18 protein-coding genes and 2 tRNA genes are annotated in these 20,994 nt (G+C 42.5%); 16 read left to right on the top strand and 4 right to left on the bottom strand.

The window, feature by feature from the left end:
• Window positions 1–53 precede the first annotated feature (53 nt).
• The gene (locus OKIT_RS04180; RefSeq protein WP_007745602.1) at window positions 54–1,379 is read right to left on the bottom strand and encodes an LCP family protein; all 1,326 of its coding nucleotides are present in this window, start codon (window positions 1,377–1,379) and stop codon (window positions 54–56) included.
• A gap of 72 nt (window positions 1,380–1,451) precedes the next feature.
• Between OKIT_RS04180 and OKIT_RS04185 the strand changes: the two genes are divergently transcribed.
• The 6 genes from OKIT_RS04185 to OKIT_RS04210 all read left to right on the top strand — a co-directional run bounded on the left by OKIT_RS04185 (window position 1,452) and on the right by OKIT_RS04210 (window position 7,382).
• Window positions 1,452–2,120: a phosphatase PAP2 family protein gene (locus tag OKIT_RS04185; RefSeq protein WP_007745604.1), complete on the top strand. Its 669-nt coding sequence runs from the start codon at window positions 1,452–1,454 to the stop codon at window positions 2,118–2,120.
• 93 nt (window positions 2,121–2,213) lie between these two features.
• Window positions 2,214–2,858, top strand: coding sequence for a deoxynucleoside kinase (locus OKIT_RS04190; RefSeq protein ID WP_007745606.1), 645 nt, complete (start codon window positions 2,214–2,216; stop codon window positions 2,856–2,858).
• 86 nt (window positions 2,859–2,944) lie between these two features.
• Window positions 2,945–4,246, top strand: coding sequence for an ABC transporter permease (locus OKIT_RS04195; protein WP_007745607.1), 1,302 nt, complete (start codon window positions 2,945–2,947; stop codon window positions 4,244–4,246).
• An 11-nt stretch (window positions 4,247–4,257) separates the two neighbouring features.
• Window positions 4,258–4,929: an ATP-binding cassette domain-containing protein gene (locus OKIT_RS04200; protein WP_007745610.1), complete on the top strand. Its 672-nt coding sequence runs from the start codon at window positions 4,258–4,260 to the stop codon at window positions 4,927–4,929.
• A 46-nt stretch (window positions 4,930–4,975) separates the two neighbouring features.
• Complete coding sequence (gene serS / locus OKIT_RS04205; RefSeq protein WP_007745611.1) at window positions 4,976–6,292, top strand: serine--tRNA ligase; 1,317 nt, start codon at window positions 4,976–4,978, stop codon at window positions 6,290–6,292.
• Window positions 6,293–6,425: 133 nt separating this feature from the next.
• A complete protein-coding gene (locus OKIT_RS04210) occupies window positions 6,426–7,382 on the top strand; it encodes a Dyp-type peroxidase (protein ID WP_007745612.1) in 957 nt (318 codons plus the stop codon).
• 91 nt (window positions 7,383–7,473) lie between these two features.
• Here the strand turns inward: OKIT_RS04210 and OKIT_RS04215 are convergent.
• Window positions 7,474–7,547, bottom strand: a tRNA-Thr gene (locus OKIT_RS04215).
• Window positions 7,548–7,797: 250 nt separating this feature from the next.
• Here OKIT_RS04215 and OKIT_RS04220 point away from each other — a divergent pair.
• Both OKIT_RS04220 and OKIT_RS04225 read left to right on the top strand, forming a co-directional pair.
• On the top strand, window positions 7,798–8,034 hold the full coding sequence (locus OKIT_RS04220; protein ID WP_007745613.1) for a hypothetical protein: 237 nt from the start codon (window positions 7,798–7,800) through the stop codon (window positions 8,032–8,034).
• A gap of 12 nt (window positions 8,035–8,046) precedes the next feature.
• Window positions 8,047–8,745, top strand: a complete 699-nt coding sequence (locus OKIT_RS04225; RefSeq protein WP_028291893.1) for a hypothetical protein — start codon at window positions 8,047–8,049, stop codon at window positions 8,743–8,745.
• Between the two features lie 89 nt (window positions 8,746–8,834).
• Here OKIT_RS04225 and brnQ read toward each other — a convergent pair whose 3' ends face one another.
• Window positions 8,835–10,199, bottom strand: coding sequence for a branched-chain amino acid transport system II carrier protein (gene brnQ / locus OKIT_RS04230; RefSeq protein WP_007745615.1), 1,365 nt, complete (start codon window positions 10,197–10,199; stop codon window positions 8,835–8,837).
• 355 nt (window positions 10,200–10,554) lie between these two features.
• A tRNA-Leu gene (locus OKIT_RS04235) sits at window positions 10,555–10,636 on the bottom strand.
• Between the two features lie 287 nt (window positions 10,637–10,923).
• Between OKIT_RS04235 and rpmB the strand changes: the two genes are divergently transcribed.
• The 8 genes from rpmB (at window position 10,924) to smc (ending at window position 20,993) form a co-directional block, all read left to right on the top strand.
• Window positions 10,924–11,124 (top strand): 50S ribosomal protein L28, encoded by a 201-nt coding sequence (rpmB, locus tag OKIT_RS04240; protein WP_007745617.1) that lies wholly within the window; start codon window positions 10,924–10,926, stop codon window positions 11,122–11,124.
• An 87-nt stretch (window positions 11,125–11,211) separates the two neighbouring features.
• Window positions 11,212–11,562, top strand: coding sequence for an Asp23/Gls24 family envelope stress response protein (locus OKIT_RS04245; RefSeq protein WP_028291895.1), 351 nt, complete (start codon window positions 11,212–11,214; stop codon window positions 11,560–11,562).
• 9 nt (window positions 11,563–11,571) lie between these two features.
• The gene (locus OKIT_RS04250) at window positions 11,572–13,236 is read left to right on the top strand and encodes a fatty acid kinase ATP-binding subunit FakA (RefSeq protein ID WP_007745622.1); all 1,665 of its coding nucleotides are present in this window, start codon (window positions 11,572–11,574) and stop codon (window positions 13,234–13,236) included.
• A 109-nt stretch (window positions 13,237–13,345) separates the two neighbouring features.
• Window positions 13,346–15,376, top strand: coding sequence for an ATP-dependent DNA helicase RecG (gene recG / locus OKIT_RS04255; RefSeq protein ID WP_007745624.1), 2,031 nt, complete (start codon window positions 13,346–13,348; stop codon window positions 15,374–15,376).
• A gap of 1 nt (window position 15,377) precedes the next feature.
• The gene (gene plsX, locus OKIT_RS04260; protein ID WP_007745625.1) at window positions 15,378–16,424 is read left to right on the top strand and encodes a phosphate acyltransferase PlsX; all 1,047 of its coding nucleotides are present in this window, start codon (window positions 15,378–15,380) and stop codon (window positions 16,422–16,424) included.
• Window positions 16,421–16,672 (top strand): acyl carrier protein, encoded by a 252-nt coding sequence (gene acpP, locus OKIT_RS04265; RefSeq protein ID WP_007745627.1) that lies wholly within the window; start codon window positions 16,421–16,423, stop codon window positions 16,670–16,672. The genes plsX and acpP overlap by 4 nt, the downstream gene beginning before the upstream one ends.
• Before the next feature lie 86 nt (window positions 16,673–16,758).
• Complete coding sequence (gene rnc, locus OKIT_RS04270) at window positions 16,759–17,454, top strand: ribonuclease III (protein WP_007745636.1); 696 nt, start codon at window positions 16,759–16,761, stop codon at window positions 17,452–17,454.
• Window positions 17,451–20,993: a chromosome segregation protein SMC gene (smc, locus tag OKIT_RS04275; RefSeq protein ID WP_007745638.1), complete on the top strand. Its 3,543-nt coding sequence runs from the start codon at window positions 17,451–17,453 to the stop codon at window positions 20,991–20,993. The genes rnc and smc overlap by 4 nt, the downstream gene beginning before the upstream one ends.
• Window position 20,994: the final 1 nt, after the last annotated feature.

The following is a 20,994-nucleotide window of genomic DNA, read 5'->3' on the forward strand; positions in this document are numbered from 1 at the left end:
AAAACCGCAGGTAAACGCCTGCGGTTTTTAATACACTTTTTTGATAAAAATACTTAATTCCCTGTCTTAGTATCACTGGCTGGTGGTGTCGAACTTGAGGATGACGACGCAACAGATGGAGCGGTACTGGAAGCAGCGGGCGCTGTATAAACTGGTGGCGTATAGCTGGAAGAGTAACTGGCCGCTGGTGCAGCAGGCGGTGTATAAGTATACGACTGCTGGCTCGCAGCTGTGGCAGTTGAGTCTTGTGTGCCATCATCAATCACGACGCCATTGGTGACGGTTCCAGCGAACCGAGGTCCAGTTTGTGCAGCGGGCAATCCCAAAAACTTTCTAATTTTATCAGTCGCGCGCTGTTTTTCTTTGTTCGGAATAATCTCAAAAGAAATTAGACCATACTTATAACCGACCCCTTGCATGTGGTCAGAATCAATTCTTCTAATTGCGCTGCGATATTTTGATCCCAATGCCAGCATGTCGTTAAAACTCAAATCGGTCTGGGCCTGCTTTGATATTGAGTTCAAAAAACGTTGATTGATAATCTGTGGAATCAAACTGCCGGCTTTTTTAGCGATAGCTTCCAAAATTAAGCGTTGACGCAAGGTTCGACCGTAGTCGCTTAGCGGGTCTTCGTAACGCATCCGGGCGAAAGCCAAAGCAGCTGTCCCGTCCATTACACGCGAAGTTTTAGTGAGGTTGATACCATCAGCATAATAACTGTATTGATCAGAATCTTTTGTAAAACGGTAAAGATGTGCGCCATATGCGTGTGCTGTATCTGATGAAAAAGCAAATGATAGCGGTGATTTCACGCTGATACCACCAGCCCGATTAACGACCTGTTCAAGTGCGCCCATGTTGACAATGGCGTAAAAATCAATTGGCACGTTTAGCCATTTTTGAACTGTTCGAATAGTGGTTTCAGGGTGCCCTTGACCGTTGGCCGGATATTCATAGGCGGCATTTATTTTTTGCGGGAATGTGTCTTCGTAACCAGGAATGGCGATCATTGAATCTCTGGGAATTGACATAAGCAAGGTTCGCTTTGTTTTCGGATTGATGGTCACTAGAATCATTGAATCAGTTCGGCCAACCCAGCTTCGGCCAAGCTCGCCTGTATCAGTACCCATCAGTAGGATGGAAACAGGCCGCCCGTCATTTAACACGGAATTAACGTCACGACTTTTTTTCAATTTTGTCGGCACAAACGTATTGGTATTGATAGCGCCCTTGATATTAGAATAGGCAATGAAAAAAGTAATGCCGATAGCAATAAAGAGCACACCGAAGATGGTGAGGAGAATATTTCTGATTAGATGTCTATTTTTTTTGCCGGGGCGACGTTCTCTCCCGGCTCTTAATGGTTTGGTTTCTGGCATATCTTACATTCTATCTAAAGTTTTAATTTAAAACATTAAAGATTATGGCTTTGTTACAATAAGTGATGAATTATGATTGTAGATCGGGATAGAGCGAGAAAACCCTTAATTTTTATTTTTGTTTTTTTATTTTTAATCATTGTTTTTTTGCTGTGGCGTTCGTCACTTTTGATTAACGTGTTTGATGAGTTCGCAACACGTTTTCTCTCGCAGTCCCATGGCCTAGTCTGGTATTTAATTCTGTGGCCGGCAGCTCATTTAAGCCGTCCCTTGATCATTGTACTTTTTATTTTGGCAATCGCTTTCTATATGTGGGGCAGCAACTTTAAAATTCCGGCTCTTTGGTTTTTATTGACAACTTTGACTGCATTTCCTATTGATGCGTTGCTCACCTTGTTGATCCATCGGCCGGCGCTAGCAGGAAGGCCGGTATCGATTGGACAAACTTTTCCCAGTCTGCCTGTATTGCTCACTTTCCTGCTGCTGCAATTCTTCTTTGTTTTGCTGGTTCCAGAATTCAATAAAAAGGCCAGAAAGGCTAAAAATCGTACGATTACGTTTATGATTTTCTGGCTGCTTCTGGTCTGCTTGTCAGTTATTGCTTTCCACTACAATAGTGTGCTGGATGTTGTGAGTGCACTGCTTCTGGGCTACGCCTGGTTTCTTTTTTCAGAAGAAGTTTATTTTGAATATGCAGGCCTTTTCTCTCGTTTGAAAACTTTTCGCGGCAGCTGGATTTGATTCGCGTTTACACGTTTTTATGTATTTCATAAAAAGATTTGACTTTATCTGCTTAAATTGTCAAATTATATAAAGTAGCGTTTAGGAGGAAAAATGATCGTTTTAGCAGGAACTATTGGAGCCGGAAAAACAAGCCTGACTACTTTGCTGGCTAATCACCTAGGAAGTAAAGCAATCTACGAAAGTGTGAGCGACAATCCAATTTTGCCGCTATTTTACGACGATCCGAAGAAGTATGCCTTCTTGCTGCAGATTTATTTTTTAAACAAGCGTTTAGATAATATTAAAAATGCACAAGAGAATAAATTGGATGTCATCGACAGATCTATTTTTGAAGATGCGTTGTTGTTTCAATTAAATGCAGACCTTGGCCGTTCCACTGAGACCGAAGTACAGATTTACAAGTCACTGCTGACTAATATGATGGAAAAACTCACAGAATTGCCTTCTAAAGATCCAGGCCTGCTAATCCATGTCCGTGTCTCTTTTGATACGATGCTGGATCGGATTCAAAAAAGAGGACGGTCGTTTGAACAGATTTCGGTTCACCCTGACTTATATACTTATTACGAGGAACTCAACAAGCGTTATGAGGCTTGGTATGCTTCATATGATCGCGGCCCCAAGATGGAGATTGATGGTGACAAGTACGATTTTGTGGAATCCAAGCCTGCTGCTGATGAAGTTTTGAAACAAATAGATGCAAAATTATTCGATCTTGGCAGCCTGGTGGGATAAGCCAATTATGGGATTAATTTTCATTTAATACTTATTTAAGCACCCTTTAATTTTCCAATAATAATCTGCTACTGTTAGGAGTTTTTATGGATTACATAAAACGTGCTTTTTTGTATCTTCGACGAAGAATCGGAAAAAGCCTTTTATTGATTTTGGTCACCACCACAAGCTTGATCGCGATATTAACCGGTCTAACCATTCAGAATGCACTTCTCAAATCCAGCGAAAATAATAAAAAGCCCCTTGGCAGTACAGTTATTTTATCGTCTCGTCAGCATCAGCTAACACAAAGGGCTTTATCAAGCGGTTTTGATAGTACGGACTTTTGGTCGTATCCTATCGCCGATGCTGGGCGAGCACAAGTCAGCCGAAAAATCGCTAAACGGCTGGCGCGTCTTAGCAACGTTGCCAGCTATCAGATTCACTCTCAAGCACAAGTAGAAGCTGCCTCATTTCGAGTGCCGCCTTTGAACACTGATAGTAAGCAGTCAGCAACGGCAAAGGGGCTGCTTTCAAACAATCAAGTCACGATTTTCGGCATATCCGCAAATTTGGATGATCCGAATTTTCAGGCAAAAAAATATTCAATTATCAGAGGACGCGGCATTTATAATTCTGACTTAGGCAGCCATAATGTTGTAATTGAAAGAAGCCTGGCTTTGGAAGATGATATTGATATTGGTCACATCATCAAGGTACGAAATTCCCAAAACCGCGTCAGCAGTCTTAAAGTGGTCGGCATTTATACTGCTAAAGGTGCTAATGGGCATTTGTTTCGAGCCCTTGAGGATCCATCAAGAACTATTTTTGCAAGCTATAGTTTGGCCTCAAATTTAGCAGGCAATGCTGGCATGGTTACCCAAGCAGCTTATACTTTAGCGAATCGCCAACAGGAGCATGCGTTTATAGAAAAGGCCAACCAACTTATTCCATCTCCTTTGCAGCTAACAAGCACTGACCGGCTCTATCGAGCTGTAACTACTTGGATTCAGGCACTATCAAGAATTGCACTTCGTTTTATCTGGTCGGCCGTCATTGCAGGCAGCTTGATTTTATTCATCATTTTAGCCGTCATGGCCAAAACACGGCAAAAAGAAGTGTGTTTGCTCATAGCCTTGGGCGAGAAAAAAGGAAAAATAGCTGGACAGTTTTTTATTGAAACGGGTTTGGTTTTATTGATCTCCTTGATTTTAACCGGGGCATTCGGCAATTTCTTTAGTAGTTTAATCGGTGCACAGATTATTACCCATACAGCCATTTTTTCGACCCCTCTTGGCATCAGCAGTTTAATCATTTTAGTTGTGTTAGGTATCATTATGGTGTCTGTGGCCACTGGACTTTCCTTGTTTATCGTCCTTCGTTCCAAATTCAATCAGGTTGTATTTTAAAAAAGTATTTAATGACATTAACAGTTCAAAAATTGACGCAATACGCTGATCACAGCAAAAAATATCTTTATAAAAATGTCAGTCTTAAATTTGATAACGCTGGTTTCTATGCTGTTGTCGGCCAGCGGGAACTGATGCTGTTTTTGGCTGGTCTCAAGTCCCCGACTTCAGGAACTGTTAACTTTAATGGCAAAAATATCCAAAAAATCGGATTAAATAAATATCGTAATGAAAAAATTTCTTTACTGTTTTCTGATGGCAACTTGATTGATTACATGACACCTGTTGAAAATATTATGTCAGCATTATCAATTACCAATTCCAAACATGCTGGCAGCAAACGCTATGCGATGGACTTGTTATCTCAGGTTGGTGTTGAAAATAGTTTTCTAAAACGGGTCGTCTCTGATCTTTCGTTAGAACAACGACAGCTGATTGCCTTAGCACGCGCTTTAGCAGTTGATGCACCAATAATTTTGGCTGATAATCCGACAGAAAAATTAGATACAGCCGCTGCTAAAAGACTGTTGACGGCTTTTGCTGCAGCTGCACATGAATGGAAAAAAACCGTCATTATCAGCACAGATAGTGAGGAACTTGCTAGTCGAGCGGATGTCAGAATTAAATTTCAAGATCACCATTTTGTAACAGAGAAATTATCGTCCCTTCAAAGCACTAAATAAGAATGCTTTTTAAGATTTTTTCTATCGCCAATGTATAATCGAATATATGTTAGATATTAAGTATTTGAGAAATAATCGCGATGAAGCAAATCAACGTTTGCTGGACCGCAATGTTGCTGATGGTGTTTTGGATCAACTGCTAGCTGATGATGAAAAAAGGCGTTCGCTGATTAAAGAAGTTGAGCAGTTAAAGGCAAAACGCAACCAAGTTTCTGATCAAATCGGTGCGGCCAAGCGTGAAAAAGATGACGTTTCCGCTAAAAAAGCCATCGCTGATATGCAGCTCGTTTCTGACCAGATTAAAGATCTCGATCAACAAGTAATGGCAATCGATAAAATTGTTCACGATCAAGAGGCACAGTTACCGAATTTAGCCGATCCTCGTGTCCCAGTGGGGCCTGATGACAGCTATAATGTGGAACAAAGGACTTGGGAACCGGCTAATTTGTCGGGCCGTCCGGCTGCTTTCTCAAAAACGCCTGATTGGCTGAAGCCACATTATGATATCGGCGAGGATTTGGGAATTTTGGATTTTGAACGAGGAGCCAAAGTTTCTGGAGCGCGTTTCCTATACTATGTCGGTGCTGGTGCCCGCTTGGAACGCGCCATTTATAATTTTATGCTTGATGAACACCGTCGCGAAGGTTACACGGAATTGCTGACACCCTATATGGTGACCAATGAATCAATGTATGCGACTGGTCAATTCCCGAAATTTGTCGATGATGCTTATGAAGTCGGCAAAGACCAGGCTATGACAATGATTCCGACGGCCGAAGTTGCTTTGGTTAATTGGCGCCGTAATGAAATCATGGACGAATCTGAATTGCCGCTTTATATCACGGCTTTGTCACCGGCTTTTCGTCAAGAAGCTGGAGCTGCTGGCAAAGATACGCGCGGATTAATTCGTCTTCACCAATTCAATAAAGTGGAGATGGTTAAGTTTACAAAACCAGAAGATTCTTATGATGAATTGGAAAAGATGACTGTGAATGCGGAAAATATTCTGCAAAAACTGGAACTGCCTTACCATGTAATTCGCCTCTCGACTGGCGATATGGGCTTTGGGTCGGCCATGACTTATGATCTAGAAGTCTGGTTCCCGACGCAAAATAAGTACCGCGAAATTTCTTCGGTATCGAATGACGAGGATTTTCAGGCTCGTCGTGCGCATATTCAGTATCGCGATGGGGATGGCCGTTTGCATTTTGTCCACACGTTAAATGGCTCTGGACTCGCTGTCGGCCGTACAGTTGCTGCTATTTTAGAGAATTATCAAAATGAAGATGGTTCGATCACAATTCCAAAAGTTCTGCGTCCTTATTTCGGCGAAGATAAGATCGACCAAGAACATCGCAATTAAGTAATGAAGCCTTATAGTGAAGGCTTTTTTTATTTTGAAAGAAGAGTTTAATTTGCCCTTTCAGATATGATACGGTGGAATTATCCTTTCAATATTTATTGAATCGCCGAATTTGTAAAAAAAGAGGTAGAAAATGACAATCAATCCAGATAGAGCACAAGATGTATGGAAAGATGTGGGCGAACATGTGCAGTTTACGGTTTTGCGCCTGCTGAGAAAAGATCAGCAAAAAGATCAGCAGGCCATTGCAGAATTCGCTGATCGGTCGCAAGCGATTATCCGTTCATTAAAAATTCGTGATGCCCATTTAGCCACAGAATCAGGTTTGAAAGTGGCTTTTGGTTTTAGCAAGAAGGCTTGGGAATATTTGTTTCCCAATGCGTCTCAGCCAAAAGAATTGGAAACGTATGAAGGCTTAACGGGCCCGGAGTACGCCATGCCAGCTAGCGAGGGCGACATATTTTTTCATATTCGTGCCAGTAATGAGGCCGTCGTCTATGAAGCGCAGACACAATTTCGCCGCTTTTTGAAAGATATCACTGAAGTTGTTGATGAGACAAAGGGTTTTCGCTATTTTGAAGGGCGGGCTATTATCGGCTTTATCGATGGGACAGAAGCACCGGCCGTACAGGATGCCGCCGGTTACGCTTTAATCGGTGATGAAGATCCTGATTTTATCAATGGTTCGTATGCTTTTGCCCAGAAATGGCAGCACGATATGGATTTTTGGAATCATTTGAAGACCGAAGATCAGGAAAAAGCCGTTGGGCGCGAAAAATTCAGCGATCTGGAATTAGAGGATGCTGATAAATTTAAAAATGCGCATAATGTGAGCTCTAAAATCGAAATTGATGGGCAGGAACAAAAAATTATTCGTATGAACGTGCCTTTTTCCGATCCGGCTTCAGGTAAAACAGGTACCTATTTCATGGGATACGCTAGGCATTGGCATATCACTAAGATGATGCTTCAGCAAATGTTGGATACATCGGATTTCCTTTTGAAATTCTCCACAATTTTGTCAGGCCAACTCTTCTTCATTCCATCACGGGATCTGATTGATAAAATTGCTGCTGGTGAGTTGAATTAAACAATAAAAAAAGGAATCCTGAATTGGATCCCTTTTTTTGTCTGAATTTGCACAACAACATGCTAGAAACGCACCGATATGGATTTTAATATGCCGACTAGAGGATTCGAACCTCCGACCCCCTCATTACTAGTGAGGTGCTCTAGCCAACTGAGCTAAGTCGGCAATCAATTGACTAAAACAGTTTAACAAACTTTAGTCTATATGGCAATTTTCACTGCTGCTTTGCTTTTTGAAATTCTAAAACTCTATTTGTTTTTTATCTTTTAAATTTAATTTTATTTTCGAAAATGAATTCCGAATAACTTTCTAGAGGAGATTAATTGCGACAATCTTATTAATCATCTTTACGTCGTTTGCGATCATCAAATCATAGAAGACACAACATGGCGACAGAAAGGAATGGCACAGACATATGAAAACTACTTTTTTACAAGAAAGTCTGTATCTGCTGAAAAGTAAGATATCGCGCGTCGTTCTGGTGATTATTTGCTTGCTGGTCGCTTTTGCTGGATTTCAAGCCGTCAATACTCAGGCAGATTCTTGGCAGACCTTTAAGATAACTCGTGGAATGTATCAGAGTTCGGCCGAATTCAATCAAGATATTCAAAAGCCTTACCATATCCATCAAGAATCGAATCCCCTAGGCTAAGTCAGTACGACAGTGGATAATAGTGCACGCTATAATTACGAAAACGTGATTCATTCTCAAAATCAACTCCACTCCATTGAATTCACGCGATTTTTATTTGGCTCATTGGGATTAGTTCTATTGCCGCTCCTGACAGGCATTTTGGGAATTTCAATTGCCACACACGATTTTGCCAGTGCGACTTATAAAAGAAAACTGGATAATCACACTTGGCTAGTGATTTTTTCAGGCAAAGTGCTGACTCTTTTTGCAGCAACTGCCGCCATTTATGTGCTCGCTGCTGTTTTAGCGTCTTTGTTAGGCCTGATTCTGCCGCATCTGGTTAAATTACGAGATCTTTCGGAATATGGTATTTCTCTCCAAGCGTTAAATGCCGGAGATATGATCCTTACAGTCTTGGTGGCCTGTTTGATCGGCGTGGTCACTGCCTTGATTTGGTTTTCTGTTGGCCTGATATGCAAACGTTCATCAATTGCCATTGTTATTTTTCTGATTTATCAGGCGGTAATACCGAATTTGGGTAGAACGGATTTTAAGAATACGATCATGTCCTTATTCTCCCGATTTACAAATCAGCTGGTCCTGCAGCCCTGGCCATATCGAAGTATCAGTCTGTCGCTTTCTTTAGGACTGATAGCTGAGTATGTTTTTGGGGCCTTGATATTGGGATATTTTATTTTTTCAAAAAAGCATATAAATTCGTTATCTTAAGTAATGATTTCATTTCTGATTGTTATGCCACTCAAAAAAGGTCCCCAAATGGGGACCTTTTTAAAATATATTCAATACACAAACGATACTCAGTTTGCCTCTGTTTGACTAACCGCGGCTCTTTGCCCTTTGTCAAAAAGCAGATAAAGGCAAGTACCAACAACAGCACCGACCAGGGCCGGCAGCAGCCATCCTAATCCTAGAGACGCAAGTGGCACGGATTGATGGTAAGCCGTAACTAGATCAGATAAGACTGGCAATTTTCCGGTTGGCAGGCTGGCAGCACTATCCAGCAGCGCAGCGGGCAAAGTCATAAATACAACTGATCGGCAGACATACTTGGACCGTTTGAAAAATTTTGCGCATAGAGACAAGCCGATTAAAACCAATGCCAAGGGATACATGAGCATCAGTACTGGGATTGCCCAGGCTACGATATTTGTCAGGCCTGCATTGGCAGTGACCAAAGACCCAACCGTTGTGATTTTCAGCCAGGTTGCATAACTCAATTTTGGAAAAGTCCGGTGCATATCTTGAGCAAATGAGGCACACAAGCCCATCGCGGTTGTAAAAACGGCCAAAGTGACCAAAACACCTGTGAAGACAATGCCGACATTACCCAAAAAGTGCTGAACAATTTGTGCAAAGGCTGTTCCACCATTTGCTGCGACCTTGAACAGACCCAGACTGCTGGTGCCAAGAAAAACCAGTCCTGCGTAAAGAACTGCTTCGGCTAAAATACTGAAGAATCCAGATTTGGCCAGCATCTTGGGTACTTGTTCTTTTTGATAACCCAGTCCTCGCACGGCGTAAACCACTGTGACCGCAAAGGCTAAGAGAGCTAAACCATCCATTGTGTTATAGCCGTCCAGAAAACCTTGGAAAAAGGGATTGCCGCTATAACTCGGCTGAACTGCCTGATGCAGACTGCCCATCGGTAGTACTAATGCTAATAGAAGGACGATGACTAATAGTGCCAAAAACAGAGGATTGAGATACTTGCCGATCCATTTAACCAGATTCTTTTGTTTAATCGTCAAAAAGTAAGCCAAGCTAAAGAAGAGAGCTGAAAATATCAGCATACCAAGACCTTGGAAATTCTTAGGTAGAAAGGGTGCTGCACCCATAGAAAAAGCTGTTGCTGCAGTTCTTGGCGTCCCGAAAAAAGGCCCGATTGTTAGATGAAGCAAGACGAGAAAGACTGCTGCAAACCAAGGTGCGACTGGTTTTGCAACGTCGTATACACCTTTACTATTGGTCACGCTGACGGCCAGCATAGCCAAAAAGGGCACGAGTGTGCCTGTGATTAAAAAACCAAGAGTCGCCGTGACCCAATTGCTGCCAGCATTCTGACCCAATTGAACTGGGAAAATCAGATTGCCGGCCCCGAAAAACATTCCGAAAATCAAAGACGCCAGCAAAACTGTATTACGTCTTTTTTCTTTTTTTGTCATAATTCATTTTCTCCTTTGTTACCATAAAAAAATCGGCCAACTGTTTTTGCAGTTGACCGATTTGAAAAATTTCCAATCTCTCAGCTGCTCGTCTTTAATAAATGACGAGCAGCTCAATAACAGCTCATCATTAAGACAAAATAATGACGACGCTGATAATGACTTGTTTAGTTAAAAAAAGACTAGACACTGGAAATTCTCCCTCTAAATATTGGTTACATGAATTAAAACAATTAATGTAATGATTGTCAAGTGATATTTTGCACTTAGAGATAAAAAAAATAGCCGATTAAAATCGGCTATCGCAAATTTGTTTATAAAACACTTAGTAACGCCTCTAAATCGACGTTTTTTATGCGGATGACAGGAATCGAACCTGCACGAGTTGCCTCACAGGAACCTAAATCCTGCGCGTCTGCCAGTTCCGCCACATCCGCAGAACTTGTATATTTTAGCATGTTGTCCCAACTGATAGCAATAAAAAACACCGACGCTGGTCGGTGTAAGGGATTTTTATAAAGAGAGTTTTATAATTTTGGAAGGGATAGTTATTTATGAAAATCGTTCCTCTGGGGCGTCCTTTGGAACAAGATCATTATTGAAATCCAACATTAAAACAATTTAAAAAACAAGTTAAACGAATATTAAAGCTTTTCAGGACTTAAGATTTGCAATTCAGGCACAAATCATATAAAATTTAAAAGTTACATGTAAGGAGGACGCCATGGCAAAAGATGCTATCACCGGCGCGCGGACTCGTTTTGGTAATCAGCGTTCGCACGCTTTGAATGCCAATCGCCGTTCGTGGAAGCCGAATTTGCAAAAAGTGACCGTTAAGATTAACGGCGACGCTCCCAAGACCGTTTATCTGACTGCTCGTACTTTGCGCGCAGGTTTGAAGAATGGTTCTATCGAACGCGTATAAATTGGGCCGCTGAAAGCGGTTTTTTTATATCTTAAAGCGAAAAGCCAAATTCGAAAAGACTGTTAAAATTTAATCAGAGGTAAAATCATGAGCCTAAAGATGAAGACCAAGATTGGCCAAGTAAATATTGATGATGATGTTATTTCGACGATTGTCGGAACTGCTGCTTCTGAATCCTTTGGTGTGATTGGTATGGCATCAAAGTCTTTCAAAGATGGTGTGAATCAGGTTTTGCAGCGCCCGAATTATGGACGCGGTATTCTAGTATCCGAAGAGAAGGATCAGCTTACCATTGATGTTCATATTGTTGTTGAATATGGTGCAAAGCTTTCCGAAGTTTCAAAAGCCGTTCAAAAGCAGGTTCGCTATGCTTTGGAGAAAAATCTGGGTGTTGTCATTAATCAAGTAAATGTCACTATCGAAGGCATCCGCGCCTAAGGAGATCAAATGGAAATAATTACGAATGTTGAATTTGGTCGGATGATCAATGCTGCTGCCCAAATTTTGACGAAAAATGCGCAGCATATAAATAAATTGAATGTGTTTCCGGTGCCGGATGGCGACACAGGCACTAATATGAGTCTGACGATGCAATCCGGAGCTCAATACGAGCGTGATTCTACGGAAACATCTGTCGCCGCTTTATCGGCTGCGATGTCAAAGGGGCTTTTGATGGGCGCGCGTGGCAATTCTGGTGTTATTTTGTCGCAAATCATGCGCGGTTTTACAAAATACATTGCTAACTTCGATACCTTGGATGCACAGCAGTTTGCTAATGCGTTGAAGGCTGGTGCTGAAGCGGCCTATAAATCTGTTATGAAGCCGACCGAAGGCACGATTTTAACGGTTATTCGCGAGTCGGCAGCCGCAGCTGGGCAGACTGCAGCTAAATCCAATGATTTAATTAAAGTCAGCAAGGCGACTTACGATGCTTCAAAAAAAGCATTGGCTAAGACACCTTCGTTGCTCCCTGTTCTAAAAGAGGTTGGTGTCGTTGATTCCGGCGGCCAAGGATTAGTCTTTGTTTTTCAATCTTGGTATGAGGTGCTTTCCGGCAAGACTACACAAGATGATTTGGATACGCCGCCAGATATGGCTCAGTTCGATGAAAAGAGCGATGAGTTTGACGCACAGGTTTCCTTGGATCCTAAAGATATTAAATATGGTTACTGCACGACAGTTCTTTTTGAGACTGGTAAGGGAACAACTTATGATCGTGACTGGAGTTACGACGATTTTTACAAAGATTTGAGTGAATTGGGTGATTCTTTGCTTGTTATCGCTGACGATGGTTTGGTCAAAACACATGTACATACAGAAAATCCTGGTGCTATTTTGACTGAGGCAACGCATTATGGTTCGATTCGTTGGGTCAAGATCGATAACATGCGCGATCAGCAGCAGGCTGTGATCGATCGTGTTGCTAAAGAACAGACTGAGAAAAAAAGAGAACCTGTTGAGACGGCTGTAATTACGGTTGCTTCTGGTCATGGTGTGGCTGAACTGTTCGAGTCAATGGGTGTGACTGATGTAATTACAGGCGGCCAGACCATGAATCCATCAACCAAGGATTTATTGAATGCAATCAAAGTTAGTGGTGCCAAAAAAGCGATTATTCTTCCTAACAACAGCAATATCTTTATGGCAGCCAGCCAGGCCGCTGAGATGGCAAAAGTACCTGTTGAGATTGTCAAATCCAAGACCATTCAGCAAGGTTTGACAGCCATGTTGGGTTATAATCCGGAGCTTGATGTTAAAGAGAATGCCAAGGAAATGATTGATCAGCTGGATACGGTCAAATCAGCTGAAATTACAAAAGCTGTTCGCGATACTGTTTTAGATGGCAAAGATATCAAACGTGGTGAGTACATTGCGATTGTCGATGGCAAGATTCAGGCGAATGGTCGAAAGATTCGTGATGTGGCTGTTAATGCAGTCAAAACAATGCTTGATGAAGATTCTGAAATTGTCACAGTTATCTATGGCAGTGAATCTAATGAAAAAGAAGCTGACCAATTAGTAAAAGCAATTTCTAAGCTGAATAGTGATTTGGAAACTGAAGTTCATGAGGGTGATCAGCCTTTATATCCATTTTTGATTTCGGTTGAATAATTTTTTAGTTCATAACACAGCATCAAAATCCGTCCTAGGCGGATTTTTTGTTTGGCCCGCCACAAGAGCTCTTGGCAAAATTGAACAGTGGAAGTAATATAATCTTTCTGTGAGTCTTTTTGATCCAATTACAAAACTTTCTGGTGTTGGCGATAAACGCGCTGAGGCTTTGAAGCAATTAGGAATTGAAAACATTGAGGATCTGCTGACTTATTATCCCTTTCGCTATGATGACTTTGAGACACGTCTGCCCAGCCAAACGGATGATGGCCAAAAAGTTACTTTTAAGGGTATTGTCAGTTCACCCCCGGTCTTGACACATTTTGGTTATCATAAATCCCGGCTCTCATTCCACTTGCTGATTGCCCATGATAATATTTCTGTTTCTTTTTTTAATCAGCCATGGTTGGAAGAACGTGTTGAAGTAGAGCAGGAAATCGCTGTTTTTGGGACCTATGATGCGATTCACGCATCGTTAGCCGGCCAAAAGATTATCAATTTGGCTGAGAATTCGTTGGCAGCTGTTTATCCTTCCAGCCAAGCGATTCATGCAAAAACAATTCAGCAGCTGATTCAAAAAGCTTACAGTCTCTATGCCAACCAAATTGAAGATCTGATACCAGCTGATTTACGTCAGCTATATCGTTTGCAGCCTCGGAAAAAACAGATTCACGATATGCATTTTCCAAATGATGCCGAGGAGGCTCGTCTGGCACGCCGTTCTGCTGCTTTTGAGGAGTTCTTTATTTTTCAAATGCGTCTGCAGCTTTTGAAGTTATCTGCTCAGGAACACCAAGGACGAGCAGTCAATTATGATAACCAAGTCCTACAGGATTTTGTTGAGCGGCTGCCATATCGCCTGACTGATGCTCAACAGAAAGTGCTGGACGAAATTCTTCAGGATTTAAGCGCACCGATTCATATGAATCGCCTGCTGCAGGGGGATGTCGGGTCTGGTAAAACGATTGTGGCCGCTATTGCGATGCTGGCTGCCTATAGCGCTGGTTTTCAAGCTGCGATTATGGTGCCGACCGAAATTTTGGCCCAGCAGCATGCCATTAATTTGAGCAATTTATATGAATCCTGCGGCCTGCATTTACGTGTTGAGCTACTCACGTCTGGATTAAAGGCAGCTGCCCGCCGACAGATCCTGCAGGATCTGCAATCTGGCGAGATTGATATTATTGTGGGTACTCACGCTCTGATTCAGCCAGACGTGCATTTCCATAACTTGGCTTTAGCTGTTGTTGATGAACAGCACCGATTCGGTGTCAAGCAGCGTGCAGCTTTACGGGAACAGGGACAGAATCCGGATATTCTAGCCATGACCGCCACGCCCATTCCACGCACTTTGGCCATCACAGCTTATGGCGAGATGGATGTTTCAATAATTGATCAGCTGCCAAGCGGCCGGAAGCGTATTGTCACACGATGGGTTAAATCCAATCAAACTGATAATGTTTTTCAATGGGTTAAAAAGCAAATGGTTGCTGGTGCACAAGTCTATGTGGTGACGCCTTTAATTGAAGAATCGGAGACGCTGGACGTACAAAATGCTTTATTGGTTTATGATCAGCTGCAGACAGAAATGGCACCTTATCATGTGGCTTTATTGCACGGCCGTATGTCAAATGAGGATAAACAGCAAGTGATTTCAGATTTTGCTGCTAATAAGACACAATTACTGGTTACAACAACGGTCATTGAAGTGGGTGTAGACATTAAAAACGCGACCATTATGATTATCTTGGATGCGGATCGTTTCGGACTGGCGCAGCTGCACCAATTACGCGGTCGAGTCGGACGAGGTGATAAGCAGTCCTATGCGATTTTGATTTCCGATCCCAAGACGCAGTATGGGATTGATCGGATGACAGCCATCGAGTCCACGACAGATGGTTTTCAATTAGCTGAAAAAGATTTACAATTACGCGGTCCCGGCGATATGATCGGTGTCAAACAAGCTGGTCTGCCGGAATTCAATGTAGGCGATCCGGTGCATGATTTAAAAATGATGGAGATCGCTCAGCAAGCCGCAATCGAGATTACGAGGCAGCCGCACTGGGATTCTGACAAAGACCATGCCGGACTGGTAAAATATTTGTCGTTGACTATGTATCGATATAAGGACTTTGACTAAGATGAGTAAATTATATACAATTGCGATCGACGCAATGGGGGGCGACAACGCTCCTGAAGAAATTGTGAAGGGCGCTTTAATCGCTAGAGACCGGTATGATAATCTGCAATTGGATCTATATGGGGATAAAGGCCGGATTCTAGAGATTATTGGCGATAGTGATCAAAACAGGCTGACAATCATCAATACCACTGAGAGCATTGAAATGGGCGAAGAGCCAGTTAAGGCAGTTCGCCGGAAGAAAGATTCTTCGATGGTCGTGGCTGCTAATGCAGTTAAAGACGGCAAAGCGGATGCACTGTTTTCAGCTGGTAATACCGGTGCCTTGCTTGCGAGCGGCATTTTTATTGTTGGCCGGATTGATGGCATTCAACGACCTGGTTTGTTGACTGTGATGCCTTCTGTGGATGATCCGCAGCGTTCATGGGTGTTTATGGATGTTGGTGCTAACGCTGAAGTAAAAGCACCGTACTTGGTGCAGTTTGCCGTTTTGGGTGATTTCTATGCCACACATGTCTTAAAACGCCCGAACCCTGAGGTCAGACTTTTGAATAATGGCGCTGAAGAAGATAAGGGCGATAAGATTCATATTGAAGCGCACCAACTATTAAAGCATGTCAAAGAATTGAATTTTACCGGCAATATTGAAAGTCGTGAATTATTAAACGGTCACGCCGATGTTGTTGTGGCTGACGGTTTTTCTGGCAATGCAGCACTTAAAGCGATTGAAGGGACGGCTTTAACGATGTTTGCCGGGCTGAAAAATGTCTTGGTTCACAGCGGTTTAAAGACTAAAATCGGGGCCGCACTGGTCAAGCCGGCACTGAAAAAATTCGCTTCTGTTCTGGATTATAATAATGCTGGGGGTGCGGTTATTGCTGGTTTAAAAGCACCAGTGGTTAAAACGCATGGTTCAGCCAAAGCAAAGGCTGTCGCAAATACGATTGGTCAAATTAAAACGATTCTTGAGGTTAATTTGGTGGCGGATATCACGAAATATGTTCAGGAAAATAAAGACCAGTTCGAAGTTCATGTGGAGGAAAAATGACAAAAGAAGAAATTGCTGCTCAGTTAACAAAAGAAGTATCAACACGTTTTAATTTACCGGAATCCAAAATCACACCAGATTTGGATTTTACAAAAGATGTCGATGCCGATTCGATTGATTTTGTCGAATTAGTCATGGAATTAGAAGACAAGTACGATATTGAGATTTCTGACGATGATGCAGCCAAATTGATTACCTTTCAGTCAACAGTTGATTATTTGTACGATCACGTGAGTAAAAGATCATAAAAGAGTTAGTTTGTTGCAATTAATCAGACGTTAAAACTTTCATGCCTCCTTGTCTGGGGGGGCTTTTTGATATAATTAACAAGTTAATGGCTAGTATTCAAGAATCGATTAAAAAAGACTTCGGAATTGAGTTTTCCGATCAAAAATTATTATTAGAAGCCTTCACACAAGGCAATTATCTCAATGAGCATCCTGAGGAAGGAGGGCGTGATTATCAAAGACTCGAGTTTTTGGGCGACTCTGTCATGCAGCTGATTGTGGCTGATTATTTATTTACGCGTTATCCGGATTGGGAAGAGGGCCAATTGACCGAGATGCGTATTGCGATGGTCCAAAGCAAGTCTTTTTCACATTTTGCCAGACTGGCTCATTTTGACCGTTATATTAGATTGGGCAAAGGCGAAGAGCTGTCCGGTGCGCGTAATCGTGATGGTTTATTGGAGGATATTTGGGAGGCTTTTGTAGGTGCTTTGTATAAAGACCAAGGTGCGAAAGCTGTTTTTGATTTTTTGAATCAGATTTTTTTCCCAGCTGTCGATGCAGGGTTTTTTGAAGAGTTCATCGATTATAAGTCCAAATTACAGGAACTATTGCAAAGAGACGGTTCTGTCGATATCGAATACAAAGTGGTCAAAGAAGATTTGTCTGACGCACAAAAGCCGCACTTTGAGGTTGCTGTCTTTGTAGACGGTCAGCCATTGGGTTCTGGTTCGGGCCGGTCAATTAAAATTGCTGAGAAAAAAGCGGCTAAAGTGGCCTATGGGGATGTTCTTCCGAAATGAGACTCAAGTCGCTGGAAATTAATGGTTTTAAATCTTTTGCTGATAAAACAGTCATTGATTTCATGCCTGGCATGACCGGTATTGTCGGTCCAAACGGCTCGGGAAAGTCCAATATCATTGAGGCCATCCGTTGGGTAATGGGCGAACAATCTGCAAAGGGATTGCGCGGCAGCACGATGTCTGATGTCATTTTCGGCGGTTCAAAAAATCGCCGAGCACTCGGCCGCGCTATGGTCACGATGACGATTGATAATTCGGATCATTTTTTACATACAGATTTTGATGAAGTACAGGTATCCCGGCGTCTATACCGCGATGGCCAAGCCGAATATTTAATTAATGGGGTTAAATCTCGTTTAAAAGACATTACGGATTTATTTGTTGATACAGGATTGGGTCGGGAATCGTTTTCGATTATCAACCAAGGCAAAGTAGAAGAAATTTTTAATGCCAAAGCTGAGGACCGACGAGCGATTATCGAAGATGTCGCTGGTGTTTTTAAATACAAGCAGAATAAATTAAAAAGTCAGAATGAGTTAGCACAAACACAGGAAAATCTGGCTCGTTTATTAGATATTGTTAAAGAGATTTCCGATCGTCTTCAACCCCTTAAGGATCAAGCTGCAGAGGCGGAGGCTTTTTTGGCGCTTCGCAAACAGTTCGACCAGCTTAATTTGGTTAAATTAGTTCGCAGCCGGGCAGAATTGTCGCAAAAAGAAAAGCAGTTTACAGATGATTTGCAGCAACTCTTGCTTAAAATTCAGAAACAGGAAGAAGCTCTCAAGGATCAAGACCAGCAACAGACGGACACGAATTTACGTACCAATGGCTTGGATCATGATTTATTAGAATTGAACCGTACGATTGAGACTTTGACCCAGCGCTATGAGCATGCTATCGGGCAGCATCAGCTTCAAGAACAAAAAATCGCTTCTTTGACACAGAATAAGCAGAATCTTGATGAAGACGGGGTCAAGAACACGCAGCGCCTAGCACAGCTGGACCATCAAATTGATGGTTTGCGCACCGATACCGCTAAACTGCAGGAGCAATTGATTCAGGCTCAGGATGCTGTCCATAATATCAGCCAGGAATTAGCCGATAGCGGGGATTTAACGGCTCAGGATCAATTGGAAAATACGCGCAGCCAGTATCTGCAATCTATGCAGGATGCTGCTACATTGTCCAATCAGCTGACCAATTTAGATCGGGATCAGATGCGTATGACTTCTCGACTGGATAGCTTAAACCTTAACCGCCAGCAGGTAATGAAAGAAATTGCTGAAAAAAAACAGGCTGTTAATCAAGGCAAACAGCAGGATGATGATCAGAATTCGGATTTAGAAGCTCAGTCTCAACAGGCGCAAAAAGCGTTAAATGAGAAAAAAACTCACTTATCGACATTAAATCAAAAGCATAGTGATTTGGTTAGCCAATATAATCAGGTGCGTGTACGGGTGGAATCGCTACAAAATGCCAATGAAAATTTGGATTTGTACGTAGGCGTTCGGAATTTATTAAATAGTCGTAACCAATTTCCTGGATTGTTCGGAACTGTTGCTGAATTGATTAAAGTTGCGCCGGCATACGCACTTGCCATTGAGACGGCACTGGGCGCAGGCTTACAGAACATCGTGGTTGATACACAGGAAACGGCAAAAAACGCGATCAGCTTTTTGACTGAACGTCGTTTGGGCCGCGTCACTTTCCTACCGATTGAGACGATTAAAGCGCGTTGTCTGCCTGAAAATCTTTTACAGCGTCTAGACGGTGAATCCGAGTATGTTGGCCTGGCTGCCGACCTAATTGAACGCGATCATCAATTTTCAGCTATTATTGAAAATTTACTAGGGACAACAGTTATTGCCGAGAACCTACCAGCTGCCTTTCGTCTTTCAAAGGCGGCTAACCAACGCTGCCGGATTGTCACACTTGATGGACATGTGGTTAACGCCGGCGGATCAATTACCGGTGGTGCCAATCGCCATCAAAGCGGATTATTGTCTAAAAGAGCTGAGCTGGACCGTTTATCAGCGCAATTAGACCAAATTAAACAGCAGGGCATTCAAGCTAATCAGGATGTGCTGACAGAGCAGCGCGAAATTGCGGCAGCAGAAGCAGCCTTTGTTAAATTACGCAACCAGCTGTTAGCGGATAAAGAACGTTTGCAGCTTCAAAGTGCTCAGAAGGGTTTACTTGAAGAATCGCTTCAGCAAATGGCTAAGCAGTTAAAAGCTAATCAGCTAGAAGAAGATACCTTGAAGACGGATTTATCCCAAGCCAAACAAAATCGGCAATCGGCCGCGGTTCGTTTGCAAAAATTGCAGCAGACAAATGATCAGCTGCGTCTGACGATTCATCGTTTAACAGATAATCTGGCTGATGCACAATCTTCGGCACACCAGCAAAATGATCGTCTGGCTTCTGCCAGAGAACAACTGGCTGCCTTTAAAGTACAGAAACAGGCCGATGAGAAACGTCTTAAAGAACTTGATGATGAGCGTGTACTGCTTATTCAAGAACAGAACCAGCAGGCAGCTAAAAGCCAAACACTTGATCAGCAGCTGCAGCAGCTTCAAAGACAGATACAGCTCTCTTCGGACGCTGGCCAAGCTTCACAAGCCTTAAAAGAAGCTAATGACAAACGTGAACAGCTTCTTGTCGAACAGTCTGATTTAAAGCAGCAGGCCGATGTGCTGAGAAAGGCTATTTCTGAGCAGCAGCAGCAATTGCGGCATCTATTAGATCAAAAAAATCAGCTTGATTCCAAAAAATCAGCTGTCGTTAGTCGTTTGACTGAGCTAGACCAGCAGTTGCAGGATTTAGGAAATCCAGATATTGATCACTTGGATTTGCATTCCGATGAAAGTCTGGCTGATATTAGCCGCCAGTCAGCCGCTTTGAAGGAGGAATTAGCTAAACATAATAGTGTGAACTTAGCCGCCATTGATGAACTTAAAAGTGTTCAAGACCGTTACGATTTTCTGATCAGCCAGCGTGATGATCTGATCAAGGCTTCTGAGAATCTGCAGACCGTGATGGATGATATTGACCGAGAAGTGGTTCGACGCTTTAAAAAAACTTTCGATGCAGTTGCAGAACAATTTAAGACGACTTTTTCTGAATTATTCGGCGGCGGCCAGGGCAGCTTGGAATTAGACAACCCGAAAGATCTTCTGACGAGTGGTATCGAAATTCGCGTTCAGCCGCCTGGAAAAAAACTGCAGCGTTTGTCCCTACTTTCTGGCGGTGAAAAAGCACTCACGGCCATTGCACTGCTGCTGGCGATTTTAATTGTTCACCCAGTACCTTTTGCGATTTTAGATGAGACAGAAGCGGCTTTGGATGAAGCAAATGTCGACAATTTCGGCCGTTTTCTGAAGGATTTTTCTAATAAGACGCAGTTTATCGTGATTACGCATCGTAAAGGCACAATGCGTTACGCTAATGTATTATATGGAGTGACAATGCAGGAACCGGGTGTTTCGACAATGGTTTCTGTGGATTTAGAACAAGCCAAAGCTGCATTGGAGGGCTGAT

Source organism: Oenococcus kitaharae DSM 17330 (assembly GCF_000241055.1).
Lineage (GTDB): Bacteria > Bacillota > Bacilli > Lactobacillales > Lactobacillaceae > Oenococcus > Oenococcus kitaharae.

Excerpts from the sequence above, each read along its gene's own strand:
- OKIT_RS04180 (WP_007745602.1), bottom strand. The coding sequence starts at position 1,379 with ATGCCAGAAACCAAACCATTAAGAGCCGGGAGAGAACGTCGCCCCGGC.
- OKIT_RS04185 (WP_007745604.1), top strand. The coding sequence starts at position 1,452 with ATGATTGTAGATCGGGATAGAGCGAGAAAACCCTTAATTTTTATTTTT.
- OKIT_RS04190 (WP_007745606.1), top strand. The coding sequence starts at position 2,214 with ATGATCGTTTTAGCAGGAACTATTGGAGCCGGAAAAACAAGCCTGACT.
- OKIT_RS04195 (WP_007745607.1), top strand. The coding sequence starts at position 2,945 with ATGGATTACATAAAACGTGCTTTTTTGTATCTTCGACGAAGAATCGGA.
- OKIT_RS04200 (WP_007745610.1), top strand. The coding sequence starts at position 4,258 with ATGACATTAACAGTTCAAAAATTGACGCAATACGCTGATCACAGCAAA.
- serS (WP_007745611.1), top strand. The coding sequence starts at position 4,976 with ATGTTAGATATTAAGTATTTGAGAAATAATCGCGATGAAGCAAATCAA.
- OKIT_RS04210 (WP_007745612.1), top strand. The coding sequence starts at position 6,426 with ATGACAATCAATCCAGATAGAGCACAAGATGTATGGAAAGATGTGGGC.
- OKIT_RS04220 (WP_007745613.1), top strand. The coding sequence starts at position 7,798 with ATGAAAACTACTTTTTTACAAGAAAGTCTGTATCTGCTGAAAAGTAAG.
- brnQ (WP_007745615.1), bottom strand. The coding sequence starts at position 10,199 with ATGACAAAAAAAGAAAAAAGACGTAATACAGTTTTGCTGGCGTCTTTG.
- rpmB (WP_007745617.1), top strand. The coding sequence starts at position 10,924 with ATGGCAAAAGATGCTATCACCGGCGCGCGGACTCGTTTTGGTAATCAG.
- OKIT_RS04245 (WP_028291895.1), top strand. The coding sequence starts at position 11,212 with ATGAGCCTAAAGATGAAGACCAAGATTGGCCAAGTAAATATTGATGAT.
- OKIT_RS04250 (WP_007745622.1), top strand. The coding sequence starts at position 11,572 with ATGGAAATAATTACGAATGTTGAATTTGGTCGGATGATCAATGCTGCT.
- plsX (WP_007745625.1), top strand. The coding sequence starts at position 15,378 with ATGAGTAAATTATATACAATTGCGATCGACGCAATGGGGGGCGACAAC.
- acpP (WP_007745627.1), top strand. The coding sequence starts at position 16,421 with ATGACAAAAGAAGAAATTGCTGCTCAGTTAACAAAAGAAGTATCAACA.
- rnc (WP_007745636.1), top strand. The coding sequence starts at position 16,759 with ATGGCTAGTATTCAAGAATCGATTAAAAAAGACTTCGGAATTGAGTTT.
- smc (WP_007745638.1), top strand. The coding sequence starts at position 17,451 with ATGAGACTCAAGTCGCTGGAAATTAATGGTTTTAAATCTTTTGCTGAT.